Source organism: Pseudomonas caspiana (genome assembly GCF_002158995.1).
Classification (GTDB): Bacteria; Pseudomonadota; Gammaproteobacteria; order Pseudomonadales; family Pseudomonadaceae; genus Aquipseudomonas; species Aquipseudomonas caspiana.
Genome location: NZ_LOHF01000029.1, coordinates 43,310 through 61,808, shown reverse-complemented (window position 1 = coordinate 61,808; position 18,499 = coordinate 43,310). Strand labels below are relative to the sequence as shown.

Annotated in this window: 15 protein-coding genes; 7 read left to right on the top strand and 8 right to left on the bottom strand. The window is 57.9% G+C overall.

Annotated features, from left to right (window positions below; all coding sequences use genetic code 11):
- Positions 1–181: 181 nt before the first annotated feature.
- A complete protein-coding gene (locus tag AUC60_RS24505) occupies positions 182–1,807 on the top strand; it encodes a methyl-accepting chemotaxis protein (RefSeq protein WP_087273748.1) in 1,626 nt (541 codons plus the stop codon).
- Positions 1,808–1,884: 77 nt separating this feature from the next.
- Here AUC60_RS24505 and mksF read toward each other — a convergent pair whose 3' ends face one another.
- The 3 genes from mksF to mksB are packed head-to-tail and all read right to left on the bottom strand — an operon-like array spanning position 1,885 to position 6,684.
- Complete coding sequence (mksF, locus tag AUC60_RS24500) at positions 1,885–4,716, bottom strand: Mks condensin complex protein MksF (protein ID WP_087273746.1); 2,832 nt, start codon at positions 4,714–4,716, stop codon at positions 1,885–1,887.
- Positions 4,713–5,423 (bottom strand): Mks condensin complex protein MksE, encoded by a 711-nt coding sequence (gene mksE, locus AUC60_RS24495; protein ID WP_027900171.1) that lies wholly within the window; start codon positions 5,421–5,423, stop codon positions 4,713–4,715. The genes mksF and mksE overlap by 4 nt, the downstream gene beginning before the upstream one ends.
- Positions 5,413–6,684 (bottom strand): Mks condensin complex protein MksB, encoded by a 1,272-nt coding sequence (gene mksB, locus AUC60_RS24490; RefSeq protein WP_087273751.1) that lies wholly within the window; start codon positions 6,682–6,684, stop codon positions 5,413–5,415. The genes mksE and mksB overlap by 11 nt, the downstream gene beginning before the upstream one ends.
- A 143-nt stretch (positions 6,685–6,827) precedes the next feature.
- Here mksB and AUC60_RS24485 point away from each other — a divergent pair, with 143 nt between their 5' ends.
- Positions 6,828–7,625: an energy transducer TonB gene (locus AUC60_RS24485; protein WP_087273744.1), complete on the top strand. Its 798-nt coding sequence runs from the start codon at positions 6,828–6,830 to the stop codon at positions 7,623–7,625.
- Positions 7,618–8,070: a ribosomal protein S18-alanine N-acetyltransferase gene (rimI, locus tag AUC60_RS24480; protein WP_087273743.1), complete on the top strand. Its 453-nt coding sequence runs from the start codon at positions 7,618–7,620 to the stop codon at positions 8,068–8,070. Before AUC60_RS24485 ends, rimI begins: the two co-directional genes overlap by 8 nt.
- Positions 8,071–8,158: 88 nt before the next feature.
- Here rimI and AUC60_RS24475 read toward each other — a convergent pair whose 3' ends face one another.
- Positions 8,159–8,572 carry a serine kinase/phosphatase gene (locus AUC60_RS24475; protein WP_087273741.1) on the bottom strand — a complete coding sequence of 138 codons (414 nt, stop codon included), beginning with the start codon at positions 8,570–8,572 and terminating at the stop codon, positions 8,159–8,161.
- A 148-nt stretch (positions 8,573–8,720) separates the two neighbouring features.
- On the opposite strand from AUC60_RS24475, the gene can reads away from it, so the two are divergent.
- Positions 8,721–9,362 carry a carbonate dehydratase gene (can, locus tag AUC60_RS24470; protein ID WP_027900176.1) on the top strand — a complete coding sequence of 214 codons (642 nt, stop codon included), beginning with the start codon at positions 8,721–8,723 and terminating at the stop codon, positions 9,360–9,362.
- 115 nt (positions 9,363–9,477) lie between these two features.
- On the opposite strand, the gene AUC60_RS24465 is transcribed toward can, so the two are convergent.
- The 3 genes from AUC60_RS24465 to AUC60_RS24455 form a co-directional block, all read right to left on the bottom strand.
- Entirely contained in the window at positions 9,478–10,650 is a 1,173-nt protein-coding gene (locus AUC60_RS24465) for a hypothetical protein (protein WP_087273739.1), read from the bottom strand.
- 133 nt (positions 10,651–10,783) lie between these two features.
- Complete coding sequence (locus AUC60_RS24460; RefSeq protein WP_087273738.1) at positions 10,784–12,457, bottom strand: methyl-accepting chemotaxis protein; 1,674 nt, start codon at positions 12,455–12,457, stop codon at positions 10,784–10,786.
- Between the two features lie 87 nt (positions 12,458–12,544).
- Complete coding sequence (locus tag AUC60_RS24455) at positions 12,545–13,228, bottom strand: HD domain-containing protein (protein ID WP_087273736.1); 684 nt, start codon at positions 13,226–13,228, stop codon at positions 12,545–12,547.
- A 148-nt stretch (positions 13,229–13,376) separates the two neighbouring features.
- On the opposite strand from AUC60_RS24455, the gene AUC60_RS24450 reads away from it, so the two are divergent.
- The 3 genes from AUC60_RS24450 (at position 13,377) to AUC60_RS24440 (ending at position 17,296) form a co-directional block, all read left to right on the top strand.
- Positions 13,377–13,883, top strand: coding sequence for a sigma-70 family RNA polymerase sigma factor (locus AUC60_RS24450; RefSeq protein WP_087273750.1), 507 nt, complete (start codon positions 13,377–13,379; stop codon positions 13,881–13,883).
- Positions 13,880–14,809 (top strand): DUF4880 domain-containing protein, encoded by a 930-nt coding sequence (locus AUC60_RS24445; protein WP_087273734.1) that lies wholly within the window; start codon positions 13,880–13,882, stop codon positions 14,807–14,809. The genes AUC60_RS24450 and AUC60_RS24445 overlap by 4 nt, the downstream gene beginning before the upstream one ends.
- A gap of 117 nt (positions 14,810–14,926) precedes the next feature.
- Positions 14,927–17,296: a TonB-dependent siderophore receptor gene (locus AUC60_RS24440; protein WP_087273732.1), complete on the top strand. Its 2,370-nt coding sequence runs from the start codon at positions 14,927–14,929 to the stop codon at positions 17,294–17,296.
- Between the two features lie 219 nt (positions 17,297–17,515).
- Here the strand turns inward: AUC60_RS24440 and AUC60_RS24435 are convergent, their stop codons facing one another.
- Positions 17,516–18,301 (bottom strand): sulfite exporter TauE/SafE family protein, encoded by a 786-nt coding sequence (locus AUC60_RS24435; protein ID WP_087273730.1) that lies wholly within the window; start codon positions 18,299–18,301, stop codon positions 17,516–17,518.
- Positions 18,302–18,499 lie beyond the last annotated feature (198 nt).

Here is an 18,499-nt window from a genome sequence, read left to right as displayed (position 1 = left end):
AGTTCAATGGGGAAGAGCGATTGCCGCAATCCTGTAGGAGCGAATTTATTCGCGAAGAGGCCGATACCGGCGCTGCCTGTCTATCGCCTACGTTCTAGGCGAAACATACTGAAACACACACCTTCATATTCCCGTATGGCGGCCGATAGCTTGCTAACTTCATTCTGTGAGTTCAGCCCGCATGACACTGCGTAATCTCGGAATTGCCCTTCGCGCCGCTCTCTGTTTCTCCCTTATGGCCTTATTCGTCTTGTTCCTCGGTGTTATGAGTCTGGATAAAATGTCCGGGCTCAATAAAAACACGACGGATCTTGGCGGAGGCTGGCTGAAGTCCACTCGGCTGCTGGGAGAGTTGGCTGATACCACCTCGCGCTTCCGCACCATGTCTTACCTCATCATGGTCAATCGCACTCAGGCGGATATCGACAAAGCAGAAGCCCGTCTTGAAGTCCTGACCAAGAAGGCCAACACGATTGTCGCTGCATACGCTCCTTTGGTTCGCAGCGCAGAAGAAGGCACGAAGTTTCAGCAGTTCAAAGAAGCGCTGAGCAACTACCTGATCGCTCAGGACAAACTGCGCCAGGCCTCTCTCGCCAAGCGTGACGCCGAGATCCCAGGTCTGATCAGCGGTGAACTCAAGAAATATTCGGATCAGATGGCTCCTTTAGTGGAGAGCCTGCTGGAACTCAACACCAAGGGCGCAGATGCCGCCGTGGCTGACTCCGCCAGCGAATACACCAGCGCACGTAATATCATCATTGCAGTGCTGGTGTTGACTGCTGCACTGACCGTCCTGCTGGCAATAATCCTGACTCGCAGCATCGTTCGCCCTCTCAGTGAGGCGGTACGTGCCGCTGAAGACGTAGCGCGTGGGGATTTGACGACGACAGCTCAGGTGAGCGGTCGTGATGAAGTCACGCGTCTCCAGCAAGCGCTGCAAACCATGCAGATTAACCTGCGCGACACCCTGCAGCGGATCTCCGGCTCGGCCACTCAGGTCGCTTCAGCGGCCGAAGAGCTCAATGCGGTGACGGAGGAAGGTTCGCGATCCCTGCAGCAACAAAACAATGAAATCGAACAAGCCGCGACAGCCGTCAACGAGATGACCGCAGCTGTCGAGGAAGTTGCCAGCAACGCAGTCAACACCTCTACCGCATCGCAGCAGTCCAGCACTTCAGCCATGCAAGGTCGCCAGCGAGTGCAGGAAACGGTTAATGCGATCCAGCAAATGACTACGGATGTCGAAATCACTTCCGAGCAGATCCGCAGTCTGGCTGATCAGACTCAAGATATCGGTAAGGTTCTGGACGTCATCCGCGCTATCGCAGAGCAGACTAACCTGTTGGCCCTCAACGCCGCCATTGAAGCTGCTCGCGCTGGGGAAGCCGGACGCGGTTTTGCCGTTGTAGCTGACGAAGTCCGGGCGCTCGCCCATCGTACTCAGCAGTCCACGCAAGAAATTGAAGTCATGGTCAGCGGCATTCAGCAAGGTAGCAGCAAGGCTGTGGCTTCTATGCAGAACAGCAGCAACCGCGCTCAAAGTACTCTGGATGTGGCTCGCAGTGCCGGTGATGCTCTTGAAGAAATCACCCGCAGCGTGGGTGAAATTTCGGACCGTAACCTGGTGATCGCCAGTGCGGCAGAAGAGCAGGCGCAAGTGTCCCGCGAAGTGGATCGCAACCTGGTCAACATCCGAGATCTGTCGCTACAGTCTGCCGACGGTGCTCACCAGACCAACGCAGCCAGCCAGGAGTTGTCGCGCCTGGCTGTCGAGTTGAATCAGATGGTGGGCAAGTTCAAGATTTAACGAACGCCGAACCTCGAAAAAACGCCCACAAAAAAGGCCGCATTCCCATGCGGCCTTTTTGTTCATGCGGACTCAGCTTATTCAGCCGCTTCCTCTGCGACTTCAGAAACAGTCGCCTTCACCTCATCACGTCGACGGATGTACTTCCAGTCCGCCTCATCAATGTAGATGCCGTTAGGCCCACTGCCGCCTTCCAGGTCGATGGCCACATGAGCCGAGACTTGCGGCTTTACACTCGCCAGAATCGGTACGAAGCCCAGTTGCAAACTGGTCTCCAGTAGCGCTGCCTGGTTCTTCTCGTCGATGTCTGCTGCTTCGTCCAGGTAGTAAGGCAAGCGCACGCGACCGGCTTGATCGCGATCCATCAAGTGCAGCAACAGGTACATGTTGGTCAGCGCCTTGATGGTCATCGTGGTGCCGTTTGATGCCGCGCCGTCGATGTCGGTATGGATCACTGGCTGGCCGTTGACCTTGGTGATCTCGAAAGCCAGTTCGAACAGGTCTTTCAAGCCCAACTGGTTGTGGTTTGCCGCTACCAGACGAGCGAGATACTCCTTGGCTTCTTCGTTCTTGTTGTCCTGCTCGGCACTCTGGCTCAGGTCGAACACTGACAGTGTTTCACCTTCTTCGTACTGGCCTGCGCTGTGGATGATCTGGTCGATGTGCTTGAGCGCTTCCTTGTTGGGAGCGAGCACGATGCGGAAGCTGGCCAGGTTGGAAACCTGACGCTTGTTGATCTCACGGTTGAACAGGGCCAACTGGTGCTCAAGGCTGTCGTAGTCGCTGCGAATGTTGCGCAATGTACGCGCAATGTCGGTAACGGCTGCGCGGCGGGCCTTGCCCAAGGTCAGGGCTTCGTCCGTGCGGTGTGCGTAGGCATTGATCAGCAACTGCAGGCGACGCTCGACATCTTCTTCGCTGTCGAACTTGGCCACACCTTTCAGGCGTACCTGAGCATACAAGGCTTCGATCTGACCATCGCTGCGCAACAAACCTTGCCAGCTGTCCTGATAATCGTTGAGCAGCGGCAACAGGTTATCCAGCGAGTCATCCACCGGGTCCATGTAAGGCGTACCAAACGGCAAGTCAGCAGGCAGCAACTGACGACGACGCAAGGCGTCATCCAGCGTGCATTGTTTGGATTCCAGATCGCCAATCTGACGGGCGACCAGTTGCAGCTTGGCGGACAGTTGCTGGACGCGCTCGGTGAACGCATCGCTGGAGCGCTTTAGTTCATCCTGCGCAGCTTCCATCTGTGCGAGCTGCTCGTGCTTCTCGGGTTCTTCAGCGCTCAAGGTCTGGCAGCGACGGAAATCTTCCAGCGCTTTCTGAGCATCCAGCACTTGTTGATACAGGGCTTCAGTTTGCGTTTTGCTTGCTGCACGGTCGGAGGCGACCGCTTGCTGAGTCTTGAGCTGTTTCAGTTCTTTCTCGAGGCGTTCTTTCTGATCGCGCAACGCGGCACGGTCGGCCAGCGCTTGCAGGGCAGGCGGTTCGATATTGGTCAGGTTGATCGACAGACCCGGCACCTGGAACTGGTCACCTTTAAAGCTATCAAGGATCGCCTCAAGGGATTTGACCCACGCGTCGCCATCATCCAGTGCAATGCCTTGCTCACCCAGAGGCAAGCTGAACAGGGCGCTGTTGAACAGGCGCATCAGGCGCTCTACGTCAGGCTGCGAGAACTCTTCGCGCAGGCGTGCATAGCTGTTGTTGTCCGCATGATCGAGTTGCTGCTTCACTGACTTCAGGCGTTTTTCCAGATCGCGCAGACGTTCGTCCAGATCCTCGGCGCTGAACTGACGGGATTGCGCCAAGGCACCGGCCAGTTCGTCGTGAGCATCCTTGGCGGCCAGCAACTGTTGTTCCAGCACCTTGGGGTCGTCGATCAGCGCGAAGCGGTTCTTGAGGACGGCCAGCTCGCCGATCCAGCGCTGAATGCTGCTGATTTCCCGCTCCAGACGCATCAGTTCCTGAGTGCCACCGCGTTGATCGTTCTGCAGTTCATCCTGCTGGCTGCGGTAATGCTCGGCCTGAATAACCAGCTCTTCCTTGCGCGCGGTGGAGTAGTCCATCCAGGTGCCGAGCAACGAATCCAGAAGTGGCGACAGGCGATGCAGCTTGCCGCGCAACAGATCACGCTGAGCGACACCTGCCGCCAGGGCTTCGACCAATGGGCCCGCTTTGACCAGCGAGTTGTAGTCCTGCTCCATGCGTCGCACGTCGCGGAAGGCTTCTTCGCACGCGGCAATGTAATCGACGCTGCCGGAACGCAGGCTGTGTTCGAACGCATCGAGGAACAGTTGCTTGAGCTTGGCAGCAGTGATTTCGCGCATGTGCAGCAAGTTGATGAACAGCGCCCGGAACGTTTTCAGGCTCTGTTCACTGGTTGAGCGCAGCGGGATTAACGTCAAGTCCAGAGGGATGGACGTATGACCGCCCACCAGCAAGCGACGCAATTCGTCAGGCTTGAGTTCGTAAGCTTTCAGCCCCTGGCTTTCCAGATTGCTGAACAGCTCTTTCTGGCGCAGGCACGTATCGTTCTTCTGGTAATGGCCCAGATCCAGTTTGCCCGCATAGGCAAAGAACTGGTGACCGAAACCGCCACCCGGGCCGCGTCCGACCACGCCGATAACATGCGGGCCATGAGGCAGGGCAACTTCCACCAGAATGTAACTGGTGTCGGACGCAAAGTAGAACTTGCGCGACTGCTCCAGGCTGTACTTGCCGAAGCTCATGTCCGACATGCGCGCCAGAATCGGGAATTGCAGTGCGTTGATCGAGGCGCTTTTGCCGAGGTTGTTGGCACCGTACACCGACAGCGGGTGTTCCAGCGGGAACAGCCCAAGGCTGTAACCGGCGGTATTCAGCAGGGCAAAGCGGCGGATGCCGTAGCGTTCCTGGCTCATGCATCCATCTCCTGTTGCTCGTCAGCGATAGCGCGGGCCAGGGCCTGCTCTTCGGTCTCTTCCACGTCTTCGAATTCGGCGAGGTCCAGTGGGTCATCGGTTTGCAGCAGCTTTTCATCGCTGTCTTCGTCGATCAGCACCGGCACTGGCAACGGCAGCACACTGTGCAGGCTGGCGGCCAGATCGCGGTCCTGTTGTACCGAGAGGCACACGTCGAGGAAGCGATGCATTGGCGGCAGGAAGCGGTAGATACCGGTTTCCTCGGCGGCGAAACCCAACTGGGTCATGCGGCGCATGATTTTCTCTTCCAGCTCGTCCTGGGTCTGCACTTCGGCTTGCAAGAACAGGTCGCGATACTTCTCCAGCATCGACGGCAGTTCATCACGCCCCAGGCTGCCGCCGTCCAGCACGGCTACCGGGTCACGACCCTGGTCGGCAAGGTGCTCAACCAGAATGAACGTGAACAGCGCCAGACGTTGCGCGGTCTTGTTGACCTGCGCAGCGGCCTGATCCGGCACGAAGTAATAGAAACCGCGGGTATCGCAAACCAGTTCAAACCCCAGCGCCTTGAACAGCGTCCGGTATTGATCCTGTGCGTTGGACAGTTGCGCGTACAACTCCGGATCGCGGCGGCTGATGTGGAAACCTTTGAACAGCTCGCGGAAGATCGGCGCGAGCTGGGACATTTCGGAAAGATCAAGATGCATTGGCTGGGTTCCCCGTTTGCTCATCACTGCTGGAGAGCAGGGCGAAGGAGCGCAGGCTGACCTGATGCTCCTGGGTGAAGTAGTCACGACGCTCGAGGCGTTCGCGGGTAAAGCGTTTCTCGCGGGACAGGCGCGAGAACCAGTAGAGCAATTCGTCGGTGGCGCCGTTCGGCTCCTGCTCAAGTAGCCAGACCATCAGGTCCGGCATCGGCAGCGCATCTTCGCAACGCTCCAGCATTTCCTTGACGGTACGTGGCGCATGCGGTGAATCACCTTTGCGCTTGCCGCCGCCCGCCTTGGGAAACTTCGCCGGTTTCGGCTCGAACCGAGCCAGCGCGTAAACGTACGCCTCGACCTGGTTTGCACTGCCCAGGAACGTACTTTGCGGACGGGTGAACATCGGCATGGCCGCTTGCGGCACAGCATCAATGCCCTTGCGACGTATCGCCGACAAGGCCAGCGCCGCGCCACGCGTCACTGCGTTGTGGCGGCGGGCTTCTTCGCGCAGCGGCAGCAACAGTTCGCGGGCATGACGCAACGTCAACTGAGCGCTGGTCTGCATTTCAAGGATGCGCGCATGGGTGCGCAGCAGCATGTCATCGTCGACCAGTTGGCCCAGGCGTTGCTGTTCAGTCAGCAAGCGCAACAGCACGTTCTCGACCTTGCGCACGCCTTGTTCGAAAGCGCCGTCAGCGTTCACCAACTGAATCATTGGCTCGACGTATTCGTCCCAGGTCGCCAGCACTTCGGCGTAACGCTGGCGCAGCGGAATCTGTCGATCACTGGTCTTGGCGCGATCGGCAACCCCCACCAACGCCTGCTCGTCATTGGCGAGTTTTTTCAGGACGTCGCGCACACGCATGTCCAGCAAGCGCAGTTGCCGGGCGAGGTCATTGGCGTCGCGGATATCAAAGGCGTCCTGGATATAACCTGCCAGACGCTCCAGATGGCGCAAATAGGCTTCGATTTCCAGGCACAGGCCCAGACGGTGCTCGCGGCGCAAGTACGACAGGAAGTCGTGAATCTGCGCGTTGAGTTCAAAACGGTTAGGGCTTTTCGCCACTGGCACCAGAATATCCAGGCGAATCCACACATCCAGCAGGTTGGTGATGTCCTGTGGGGTGCTGTCCAGTTGCTGTGCGGCCAGCTGCAAGCGCAGTTCGCTCAGGCTCAGAGTGCCCTGGTCGAAGTGTTCGCACAGCGGCTCAAGAAGCGCCCAGTGTTCGGCAAGGGCGCGCAAGACGCGCTTAGGTTCGATCATTGGAAGGCCGACTGTTGGCAAATAAAAGCGGCGATTGTACTGCATCCGGGGCTTCGGATTTCACCTCCTGACGATCAACTGCGGCGGGAAAGTGCGAAGAGTTGTAGAATCGCCGTCCTAACTTATCCACAGGTGGCTGACCTTTGCTCAACGAGTCCCGCCGCCGCGCTTATTTGACCGCCATGCAGGTGGTCAATTGGCTGCCGCGCACCGAACTGCCTTTTGCGGCTCCGTCACGTCCGGAGCTGCTTGCTCCGCTTGCGCCACAGGTTGAACCGGTGGCGGATATCGCGGTGCCAGAGGCTGCGGTCAATCAAGTGGCGAGTGCCGCTGCGGTGAGTCCTGCGCCTGTAGTACGGCCCAAGATCGAGGTGCCGAGACCTGCGGCCACCAATACCCGCAAGCCTGCGGTCGCCGAAGATGAGGCCACTCCCGCGCCGGTCAAGGCTGCCGTTGTGCCGCCGCCGCGTTTCTCACTGCAATTGCTGCGCGCCGGTCGTTGCATGGTGCTGGTGGAGTTACCCACAGGTCAGGCGTTTCAGAGTCGTGATCCGGCTTATTTGCTGCTAAAAGACATGCTGCGCGCTGCCGGTTTGCCGGACAGTCCGCAGATTATCGGTGAACCAGTGCGCTGGCCTTTGCTGAGCCGCGGCCAGATTGATCAAGGCCCTGAAGCGGCTCGTGATTTTGTTCAGGGCTTTGTTTCGGCTCGTCTGGAAGAGTTACCTTGTGCCTGCCTTTGGCTGGTAGGTCTGCCATCGGTGCGCTTCGCTGGTGAGGCCAATGCCGAGGCTTATAACAGTGAACTCGAGGTTGAAGGCCTGGGTTCTGCCTGGGCGTTGCCGGGTCTTGAATTACTGATGGACGAGCCGCAACGCAAGGCCGATGTCTGGAAAGCCATGCGTCGGCTGATGGCGCGCTGGAAACCGATCGATGAGTGACGCAATAACCTTCCGCCCGATGACTGAGGCGGATCTGGACGCTGTACTGAAGATTGAATACGCAGCGTTCACCCATCCCTGGACTCGCGGCATTTTTCTGGATGGCCTCAAGTCCTACGAAATCTGGCTGATGTTCGAAGGCTCCCAGCAAGTCGGTCATGGCGTGGTTCAGGTCATCATCGACGAAGCGCATTTGCTCAACATCACCGTTAAACCGGAGAGCCAGGGCCGTGGTCTGGGTTTGCGTCTGCTTGAACACTTGATGTCGCGTGCCTACCAGTTGAATGCCAGGGAATGCTTCCTCGAACTGCGCGACAGCAACCGCGCTGCGTATCGCCTTTATGAGCGCTTCGGCTTCAACGAAATCGGCCGCCGCCGGGACTACTACCCGGTTGCGGGCGGCCGCGAAGATGCGCTGGTCATGGCGTGTACGTTGTTTGAGTAAGTTCACCTAACCCCGGTAGGAGCGAACTTGTTCGCGAGAGATGTCTCCTGACACACCGCCTCGCCAACAAGTTGGCCCTTACAAAAGATCAAATCTTCTCAGGCTTGCCATCCAGCGGATCCAGTCGGCCCAGCTCGGCTTCATCCAGACCATCGCCACCACCAATGTCATCTTCATCGACTACGGTCAGATCGAAGTCGGCAGGGTTGTCTTCACCTTCTTCTTCGGCCGAGCGGGCACCGTCTTCGCGGATGAGAATCTCGGGATCCAGATCGTCGTCAGTCGGATGATGATCCGGAGTCGACGCGCCGGTTAAACCTGCTTCGCGTACACGCTGCTCTGGAATCTCGTGGGCGAGCTCATCTTCAGGGATCAAGTCGCCGATGCGTGCATCGTCGCCTTTGTCGTCGAAGTCCAGCTCACGCATGGAGCCCATACGGTCTTCGTTATCGTCAATCGGTTCAGGTTGGGTTGCACCGTAAGGACGGCGGGAATCATTCATGGCGAATCCTCATTATTCAGGGGCGTGAAGGGTGGACCGGCACCTATCCTGAAGATTCCTTTTGCTTGCACGAGTGGAGGCGAAAATGAGTAGTGACCCGGACCGTCGAGCCCCTGTCATAAGCTGGCACATCTTCGAGGCATGACACATGAACGAGCTACAAGACCTGATCGACAACAACGAACGTTGGGCAGACGCGATCACCAAGGAAGATCCTGAGTTTTTTGCCAAGCTGGCACGCCAGCAGACCCCGGAATTCCTGTGGATAGGTTGCTCGGACGCCCGCGTACCCGCGAACGAGATCGTCGGCATGCTGCCGGGCGATCTGTTTGTGCATCGCAACGTAGCGAACGTGGTGCTGCACACCGACCTCAACTGCTTGTCAGTGATTCAGTACGCCGTCGACGTGCTGAAGGTCAAACACATCTTGGTCACCGGCCACTATGGCTGTGGCGGTGTCCGGGCTTCGATGCAGGATCGCCAGTTGGGTCTGATCGATGGCTGGCTGCGCACCATTCGCGATCTTTACTATGAGCACCGCGACACCCTGGCAAAGCTGCCCACCGAGGAAGAGCGCGTTGACCGTATGTGCGAGCTCAACGTCATCCAGCAAGTGGCCAACGTCGGTCATACCAGCATTGTGCAAAACGCCTGGCATCGCGGGCAGAGCCTCTCGATCCACGGTTGCATCTACGGCATCAAGGACGGCCGCTGGAAAAGCCTGAACGCGACCATCAGCGGCTTTGAGCAACTGCCGCCGCAGTATCGTTTGCGCCCGTTGGGGGAGTAAGCAGTTGTGGGACCGGCTTTAGCCGGGAAGAGGCCCGGACAGACGCTGAATGTGTGGCGTCTGACAGGCAGCTTTCCCGGCTAAAGCCGGTCCCACGTCGTGATTCCTGTGGGCGTTACATATACGGATGAGCCGCCGGCACCGTCAGTGGCTTCTGCAACTGTTTCAACGAGCGAGATACATCGCCAGTCGCACACTTGGCTTCAGCTTGCGCCTGGTTCAACTTGCGCACGTCGGTGTAAAACAACACACAGGTTTTGGCCTTGTTGGTCACCTGCCAGTTCTGCGTACAGCTGCTCAAGGTAGCTTTCGGGTCCGCGCCTGGTTTTTGCCCCATACCCGCCTGCCAGCAGGCCGCACTCAGATCCTGCCCCATGACCGCCAGCCCGGCGGCATCTGCCTTGGCTTCATCGCCGCCATAGTTGGACTTGTCGGCGGCGTACCAGATATAGCTCGGATGGTTCGATCCCAGCACCGGCACATTCTGCCCAGGGTTCGGGCTAATCGTTGCCAGGCCCAGCACCGGCACGCTGGCTGAGTATTGTTGCTTGATCCAGTTACGCACCGGCGCCCCAAACGCAACCATCGGCAGCGACGCACCCGCAGCGTTCTGGCTCAGTTGCTTTACCATCGTGGTCTGATAATCCTGGAAGTAACTGTAAACACCTTCCAGTGAACTGCCCGCCGAGGCTGGCGCGGCAATGGGCGCGATATCGATGATGGTCTGATAACCCGGCGTCTGCGCGGTCGGGATGCCGTTGTAGGTCAGCAGCTGTGCCCAGCGGTCGGTGGTGTTGGACTTCAGATAATCCTGAGCCTGGGTCAGCGAATAGTCTGGCGGAAAGTGCAGCAGTTCAACGCTTTTGCGGTTCTCCAGCGCCATGCCCAGCGGCAGGAACAAGTACCAGTTGTACTGCCACTTGTCAGGCCCGGAGGCGAGGAGTTTTTGCGCGCCGCTGTAAGCCAGGTCACCCGCGTCCAGCAGTTGGGTCAAAGGTTTGTCATAACCGTCCGGCACACCGCTGATCTGCGCGTAGATCACATCGTTGTCATTAGTGACGGTGACTTTGCCGGTGTAGCCATCACGCTGCACGCTTTGCGTCAGATAGTGCTCGACGGTCTGTTCCAGCGTCCAGTTGCGATAACAGATGACGTTGCAGTTGTTGGGGAAGGCGAAGAGTTGGGTGACACGCTCCCGGCTACCCAGCTTGACGTTGACGTCAGCCTGAGCCATGGCACCAAACGTCAGAGTGGCGAGTGTTGCAGTCCATACAGCGGCTTTCAGCATGCTTATATCCTTTTTGGCAATCTGCCCCGAGGTTTGGGGTTGCTTTAATATTGAAGCAATGTGCCATTACGAATAAATGGGGGCGCGGTAAATATTTATTACCTGCCACTCTAAGCGTGCTGTATTGATTTGTTCAAAGCACGAAACGCTGAACCATGATGTTCAAATCCGTCGCCAGCACTGACAGTGCATTACTGGCAGCAGTGGTTTGATGCGCGCCAGATGCACTTTGAGCCGACAGATCGCGAATGCTGCTGAGGTTGCGATCCACTTCACCGGCCACTTGCGCCTGTTGTTCGGCTGCGCTGGCGATCAGCAGGTTGCGGTCGTTAATGGTCGACGTTGAGCTGATGATCACGGTCAGCGCTTCTCCGGTCGCCGCTGCCTGCTCAAGCGTCACGTTGGCTTGATTGGCGGTGAGCCGCAGTGCTTCAGCCGTCTCTTGAGTGCTTTGCTGAACACTGTTGATCAGCCCTTCGATTTCCGTGGTCGAGGCACTCGTGCGTTGCGCCAGGGAGCGAACCTCATCGGCTACCACGGCAAACCCGCGTCCGGCCTCACCCGCACGGGCGGCTTCAATGGCAGCGTTGAGTGCCAGCAGGTTGGTCTGATTAGCGATAGCGCGAATCACGTCGAGGATCTTGCTGATGCTCAGTGTGCGTTCAGCAAGGCCTTCGGCCTGATGTGAAGTGTCCAGCACATTGCCGGTCAGTTCCTTGATCGAGCCGATGGTGTCGGCGAGGCGCGCTTTACCGTTGGCCGCTGCTGCGTTCGATGCAAGAGACTCGGTCGCCGTGTTGCTGGCATTGCTGGCGACTTCCATGGCCGCCTGGCTCATTTGATTGACCGCCACAGCCGCTTGCTCTATTTCGCTGTTCTGTAGCTTCAGGTTTTCCGCGCCGGATTCAGCGATGCTGCTCATCTCCTGTACCGACTGCGAAAGCTGGTTGGCGGCTGCGTAGATTTGTTCGATGGTGGTGTGCAGATTGCCGCGCATCCGGCCGAGCATGGTCAACAGCTGAGCGGTTTCGTCTTTGCCATCGGGAATCGTCTGCGGGCTCAGGTCGCCATCAGCAATGGTGCTGGCGATCGTTAAAGCCTGACGGACCGGGCGAATGATACTGACGCTCAAGCGCCAGGCCAGCAGCAAGGTCAGGGCCAGCACAAGACCAATTGCGCTCAGGGCGATGATGCGTGTCTGGGCATAACTGGCACTGGCTTTGTCGACCGCCGTCGCTGCGCTTTGCTTGTTGAGTTCGCGAAGTAGCTGCACTTGCATGTCCATCAGGTCGCCCTGCAAGGACAGCATGGTATTGGCCAGCATGCGGGCGTCTTCAATCTTGCGCTGCTCGATCAGCGCGATCTCGTCATAAAGGCCGGGGATGAACGCTTTGTAAGCATCCTGCAAGGCAACGAGGGAGTCTCGTTCGGTGCTGTCTTTAACGTGGGCCAGATAATCGGCGAAGCCTTTTTCTGCGTCATTCTTGAGGGTTTCGACGTTGATTTTGCTGGTGACGACCGCGCCGGGGTTGTCCGCATTGGCAATCAGGCGGATGCTCTCGCTGCGCATTTTGACCAGTGTGATCGCCAGCGCATCGGCCATGGCGATGCTGGGCAGTGAGCCACTTTCCACTGCTTCGCCTTGCTTGCGGATCTCTTGCATCTGGAGCAGGCAGAACGCCCCTAGTGCCACGGTGAGCAACGAGGTGATGCTGAAACACAGCACCAGACGCTGAGTGATCTTCAAGCGCCGCAGGACTGAAGTCCCGGAACGTCGACGCAAAATGCCAGGCAATAATTTTTTCACAGAGAGGTAAACCCAATCGATAGAAACATCGGAGACTGGGTTATAGGGCAGTTCTGTGATGTCTTTGTGACATCGCCAATGTTGGCGTCAAATTTCCGATGAGTCGTTTGGCCTGAGCTGTCGCGGCGTGTCCACTTCCTGCATCAGCTCGTTCAGAAAGCGTTTCATGCGTTCATGCCTGACCTGTGCCAGCCGAGTACCTGTGATGGTCTGAAAGCCATCGGCCAGATGGAAGAGCTTGGTGTGGAAGTGATCCACAGCAAAACGCTTATCGTCGTAGTCGCGGTTAGACGCGTGCGGGTCTTGCGGATCGTACAACTCACCGCCCATTCGCCCTGAAACGTAAAACATCCGCGCCACGCCAATCATCCCCAATGCGTCGAGACGGTCAGCGTCCTGAAGGATTTTTGCTTCGAGTGTTTCAGGTGTGATCGCCGCCGAGAAGCTGTGCGCCTCTACCGCATGGGCGACTGCATCGATGCGTTCCTCACCCCAGCCCATCTCAGTCAGCAGATCCCTGGCCTTGGCCGCCGCCAGCCGCGAAGCGCTGGACCTGAACGGCGAGTTCTTCTCCACTGACACGCAGTCATGCAGCAAAGTCGCCGCGATCAGAATCTCAGGGTCGCCGCCTTCTTCATCGCGAATCGCGCAAACGTTATTCCACACCCTCAGTAAGTGCGAAGTGTCGTGAGACCCATCGACTTTTTCGGCCACGGTGTGCGGCAGTAAAAAGGTGGCGAGGTCCTGGTAAGGGGCGAATGGGTCAGTCATCTGCGGTACCGGTAGGCATGAGCGTTAAAGACAGCATTGCAGAGAAACTGGCAGGGGCAAACGACCATCTTTATTCGAAGCTTCAAACGTATTGCCAATGGATTTACAAGCCTGCATCATTTGTTAATGATTTTCATTGGCAATCGAGATGTCCTACGCTCTGCAACGTCGTAATGACGCGCTTGTTCATCTGTTTGGCGAGCATCACGGCTGGCTGGTTGATCGCCTGCGCGCGCGAATCGGCTGTCGCCATGACGCAGCGGACATGGCCGCCGAAACTTTTGTCCACGTGCTGGCATTGCCCGACACGCAAGCAATCCGTGAGCCTAGAGCGCTGCTGACGACCATTGCCAAAAGGTTGATATTCGCCAGTTGGCGTCGGCGTGATCTGGAGCGTGCTTATCTCGAGTCGTTGGCGGCCGAGCCTGAACTGTTCGAGCCTTCTCCCGAAGCACGTTATCTGGTGATGGAAGCCTTGCTGGAGGTTGACCAACTGCTTCACAGCCTTTCTTCCAAAGCCAGGGCTGCCTTTCTTTACAGCCAACTGGACGGTTGGACCTATGCCCGGATCGGTGCTGAACTGAACGTTTCCGCGCCGCGGGTGCATCAATACGTTGTGCAAGGTCTCAAAGCCATTTGTGCGGTTGAGCGATGAACGAGCTACCCGCGGCCCTCGAACAGGCCATCGAATGGCACGCCCGCAAGGCCTCAGGACAATTCACTGAGGGGGAGCATCGTGCGTTTGAACGCTGGCTTGCAGCCGATCAATCTCATGCAGCGGCATGGAATGTTTTGCGCTCACGGCTCGATCAGACCTTTTCGAATTTATCCGGCAGCCGCGCCCGTCAGGTCTTGAGTGCCGGGACCAGTCGTCGCCATTTGCTGCGCGGTGCATTGGCTGTTGGCGGCTGCGCGCTGGCCGCCCGGCTGGTCACCTGGCCCGGCATGCCGCTGGACAGGCTGACCGCAGATATCACCACTGCCAACGCTCAGCGCCAGACGTTTGTTCTGGCTGATGGCTCAAGCCTGACCTTGAACGCAGAAAGCGCTATCGACGTGAATTTCACCGCGAGCATGCGCACCGTGCGCTTGTTGCGTGGCAGCCTCATGGCGCATATCGAATCCCAGGATCGCCCCTTCCTGTTGGTATGCAATGACGGCAGCGCGCAGTTGGTCTCTGGTCAGTGTTTGCTGAGCCAGTATCAAGACCACGCGCAGTTCTGGTTGAAAGCCGGAACCGCACAGCTCCGGTCGCAGCGTCAGACGCTAGCGCTGACTACCGGGCAGGGCGCGCGGCTGGATGCGCTGGGCGTGCACGCATTGCCGGTCAGTCAAACCGACCCGGGTGCATGGGTGCGCGGTTTACTGGAGGTCAGTGATCAATCGCTCGGGCAGGTGATCGACTCGTTGCGTCCCTATCAGCGCGGGGTGCTGCAGGTTTCCGATGCCGCGGCGTCTCTGCGTATCTCTGGTGTCTTCAGTCTGGATAACAGCGATCAGGCACTGGCAGCCTTGAAAGACATTCTGCCGCTGCGCATCGACCGCTACTGGGGGGTATGGACCCGGATTGATCGGGCCTGAATTCACCGCTGAAAATAAAATCACAAGAGCCCTTAACAAATCGCCACCTCACTCTACAGAACAGGTAAAGGCGCCAGATTGTGCGCTCCGTTTTGCCAGCGAGGTTGAGCATTGTTCATGCGTCCATCATTTTTTACTCCGCTTCTCATGAGCCTGTCAGTCGCCGTTTCGGTGAGCGTTCAGGCTGCTGAAACTCTGTATGACTTCTCTGTGCCTGCCGGGCCATTGACCGGTGCGCTGATTCAGATCGGCCAGCAGAGCTCGCGGCAGATTCTGTTCATACCAACAGATGTTGCCCAGCTTGTTTCCAGGCCTGTGAACGGTCGGATGAGTGCTGCGGCTGCGGTCGAGCGGGCGTTGCAGGGTAGCGGTCTGCATCTGCAGATTACCGCCAGTGGTGCGTTGAGCGTGCAGCCTGCGCCGAGTCAGGGTATGACGCTCGAGGCGATCAGTATCAATGCGGCTACAGCGGCAGGTGGCAGCAACGGTGAGCAAGCGGGCTACGTTGCGCAACGTAGCAGTGTGGGGACCAAGACCGACGCATCGCTGCTGGAAACCCCACAATCAGTATCGGTGGTAACACGGGCCGAAATGGATCAGCGCAAAAGCGACAATCTCTCTGACGCGCTCAAATACACCCCCGGTTTTACCAGTCAGCCGAGCGGCTTCAGTCGCACTGCCGATGATTACACGCTGCGCGGTTTCAACGTCGGCGCGGGTACTGGCGGCATTCTTCGCGACGGTATGAAGTTACAGTCCAACCCTTACGACGGTAGCGTCGAGGCCTACGGCCTTGAGCGCGTGGAAGTGCTCAAAGGCGCCTCGTCAGTGCTTTACGGTCAGCTGTCGCCGGGTGGCATGATCAATACCGTTAGCAAGCGCCCCACGGATACACCCTTGCATGAAATAGGCGTTGAGTTCGGCAACCATGATCGGCGTCAGTACACCTTCGATCTCGGTGGGCCGCTGGACGATCAGGGGCAGTTCAGTTATCGCCTGACCGGCTTGTGGCGTGACAGTGATACCCAGGTCGACCACGTTGATGATGATCGGCGTTACATTGCTCCAGCCATCACCTGGCGTCCCGATGACGACACTTCTCTGACCGTGCTGGCCAGCCATCAGGAAACCTATACCGGTTTCGCCCCGCCCACCAGCTATCGGATGACGACTTACAGCTCAACGCCTGGGTACAAGATTGGCCGTGATCAATTCACCGGTGAGCCAGGCTACGACCATTTCAACAACCGTATGGACACCCTGGGTTACCTGTTCAGCCACGACTTCAATGAGAACCTGAAGGTCAATCACAGCCTGCGTTACTTTCAGGCGAACACCGACTGGAATTATCTGATTCCGTTCTCCATCGTCGGCTCTAATCTGCTTCGACGTTACAGCGAGCGAGACGAACGTTCGACCGGATGGACGACGGACAATAATGTTCAGTACACCTTCGAGAGCGGCAACTGGAAACACACGCTGCTCGCTGGCGTTGATTACTACCACAAGACCTACGATTCGCATCGTTACATCAGCGGCACGCTGGCGCAGTTCGCGCCACCATTGAATCTGGCCAACCCGGTTTATACCGGTGTCGGGGCCAATACTGCCGCAGACAGTGGATCAGATCTGCACAGCGCCCAGTCAGGCGTTTACCTGCAAGACCAGATTACCTTTGACGAAAAGTGGGTGCTGTTACTGGGCGGGCGACAGGACTGGGCTGAGAGCAGAACCACAAGCCATGCCGATGACAGCCGTCAAACGCGCAATGATAAAAAGGCGACCGGCCGTATCGGCCTGGTCTATCTTGCCGAAAACGGCCTGGCGCCTTATGTGAGCTACAGCCAGTCCTTCCAGCCTGCGAGTGTCAGCAACCCGGCTTTTGGTAACGCGTTTGCGCCGCTTGAAGGTGAGCAATACGAGTTGGGTCTGCGCTATCAGCCGCCCGGCACCGATACGATGCTCAGTGCGGCGGTGTATCAGCTTACTCAGGACAACGCCCTCAGCTACGACGCTGCCAGCGCGACCTACGTCCAGTACGGTAAAACCCGCTCAAAGGGGCTGGAGCTGGAAGCCAAGACAGAGGCCACTGACAACCTGACGCTGACAGCAGGCTACGCTTATACCGACTCGCATGTGATCGAAGACAGCGCCGCGAGTAACGTCGGCAAGCGTATTGAAGGCGTTCCGTATCACAGCGCCAGTGTCTGGGCGAGCTATCGTCTGGGGGCATTTGGTATTCCGCAAATGCGCGTGGCGGCAGGCGCCCGTTACATCGGTACGACTCGCACTACACCGACAGACTATGAAGGCAAGATCGGCGCTTACACCTTGGTCGATGCGCTGGTCAGTTATGAAATCGGCAAGCACTGGGAGGTGGCTGCCAAGGCGCAAAACCTCGCGGATCGCAAATACCTGTACTGCAACACAACCTGCCGGTATGGCGATGAGCGAAGTGTGATCGGCTCAGTGAGTTATCGCTGGTAGCCAGAGTCCGGGTAAACGCCGGAAGTTGCAGGTGCTGCCGAAGGCTGCGAATGGCGGTGTGTCAGGTGTATCGCTTTCGCAGCCTGCGGCCGCTCTCATCAAACAACATGCAAGCTAATGGATTGAAATGCATTTTCTGTAGGAGCTGCCGAAGGCTGCGAAGCATTTATCCTGACACGCCGCCATTCGCAGCCTGCGGCAGCTCCTAGAAGTCATGAATCAGAAAACCAACTTGTACCCAATAAACGCCAACATGATCGCCAGGCACGGGCGCAGAATGTCATCCGACACCCGGCCCGCAAGGTGGCTGCCCAGATAAATTCCCGGCAACGAACCCAGCAGCAGGAAGCCCAGAATCCCCCAGTCCATATTGCCCATCCCGGCATGACCCAGGCCTGCCACCAGCGTCAGCGGCACGGCGTGGGCGATTTCGGTGCCGACCAGACGGCGGGTGGCAAGGAAGGGGTAGAGGATGAACAACGCCACGGTGCCCAGTGCGCCAGCGCCAATCGAGGTCAGGGCAACCATGGTGCCGAGAATCAGGCCGGTGACAACTGTCAGCGCGTTCAGACTCTTGCCGCTGGGGTTATAGCTGCCGCCTGCGCGGTTGTGGGCGAACGCGAGCAGACGTTTCTTGAAGAACACCGCCGCTGCGGTCAGCAACAGAACGACGCCCAAGGCCTGCTTGATCACCGCGTTCATGGCATCGGGCGCGGCGTGCAGGGTGCTGAGAAACCACAGCGTCAGCAGCACCGCCGGAACGCTGCCCATGGTCAGCCAGCCAGTGATTTTCCAGTCGATGTTGTCGTTTCTTTTATGAACCCACACACCGCCGGATTTGGTGATGGCTGCATACAGCAGGTCAGTGCCAACGGCCGTCGCCGGGTTAACCCCGAACCACAACAGGATCGGCGTCATCAGCGAACCGCCGCCCACGCCCGTCATGCCGACGATGAAACCCACGATAAGACCCGCAACCACCAAACCCAAACCACCAAAATCCATTACTGCATCCCACAACAAAAAAGGGCGACTGCCAGAAAAAAACAGGCGGCAGCATAACGACGTTTTTAATAACGCCTTATATCGATACGGTCTATCGATATATCTTTATTAGTGTTTGGTGAGAGCAACGGTTTTTCTGGCTTATCGTGCAGCAGACTTCGGACCCTGTAGGAGCGCACGAGCCCCGCGAGGCCGCGA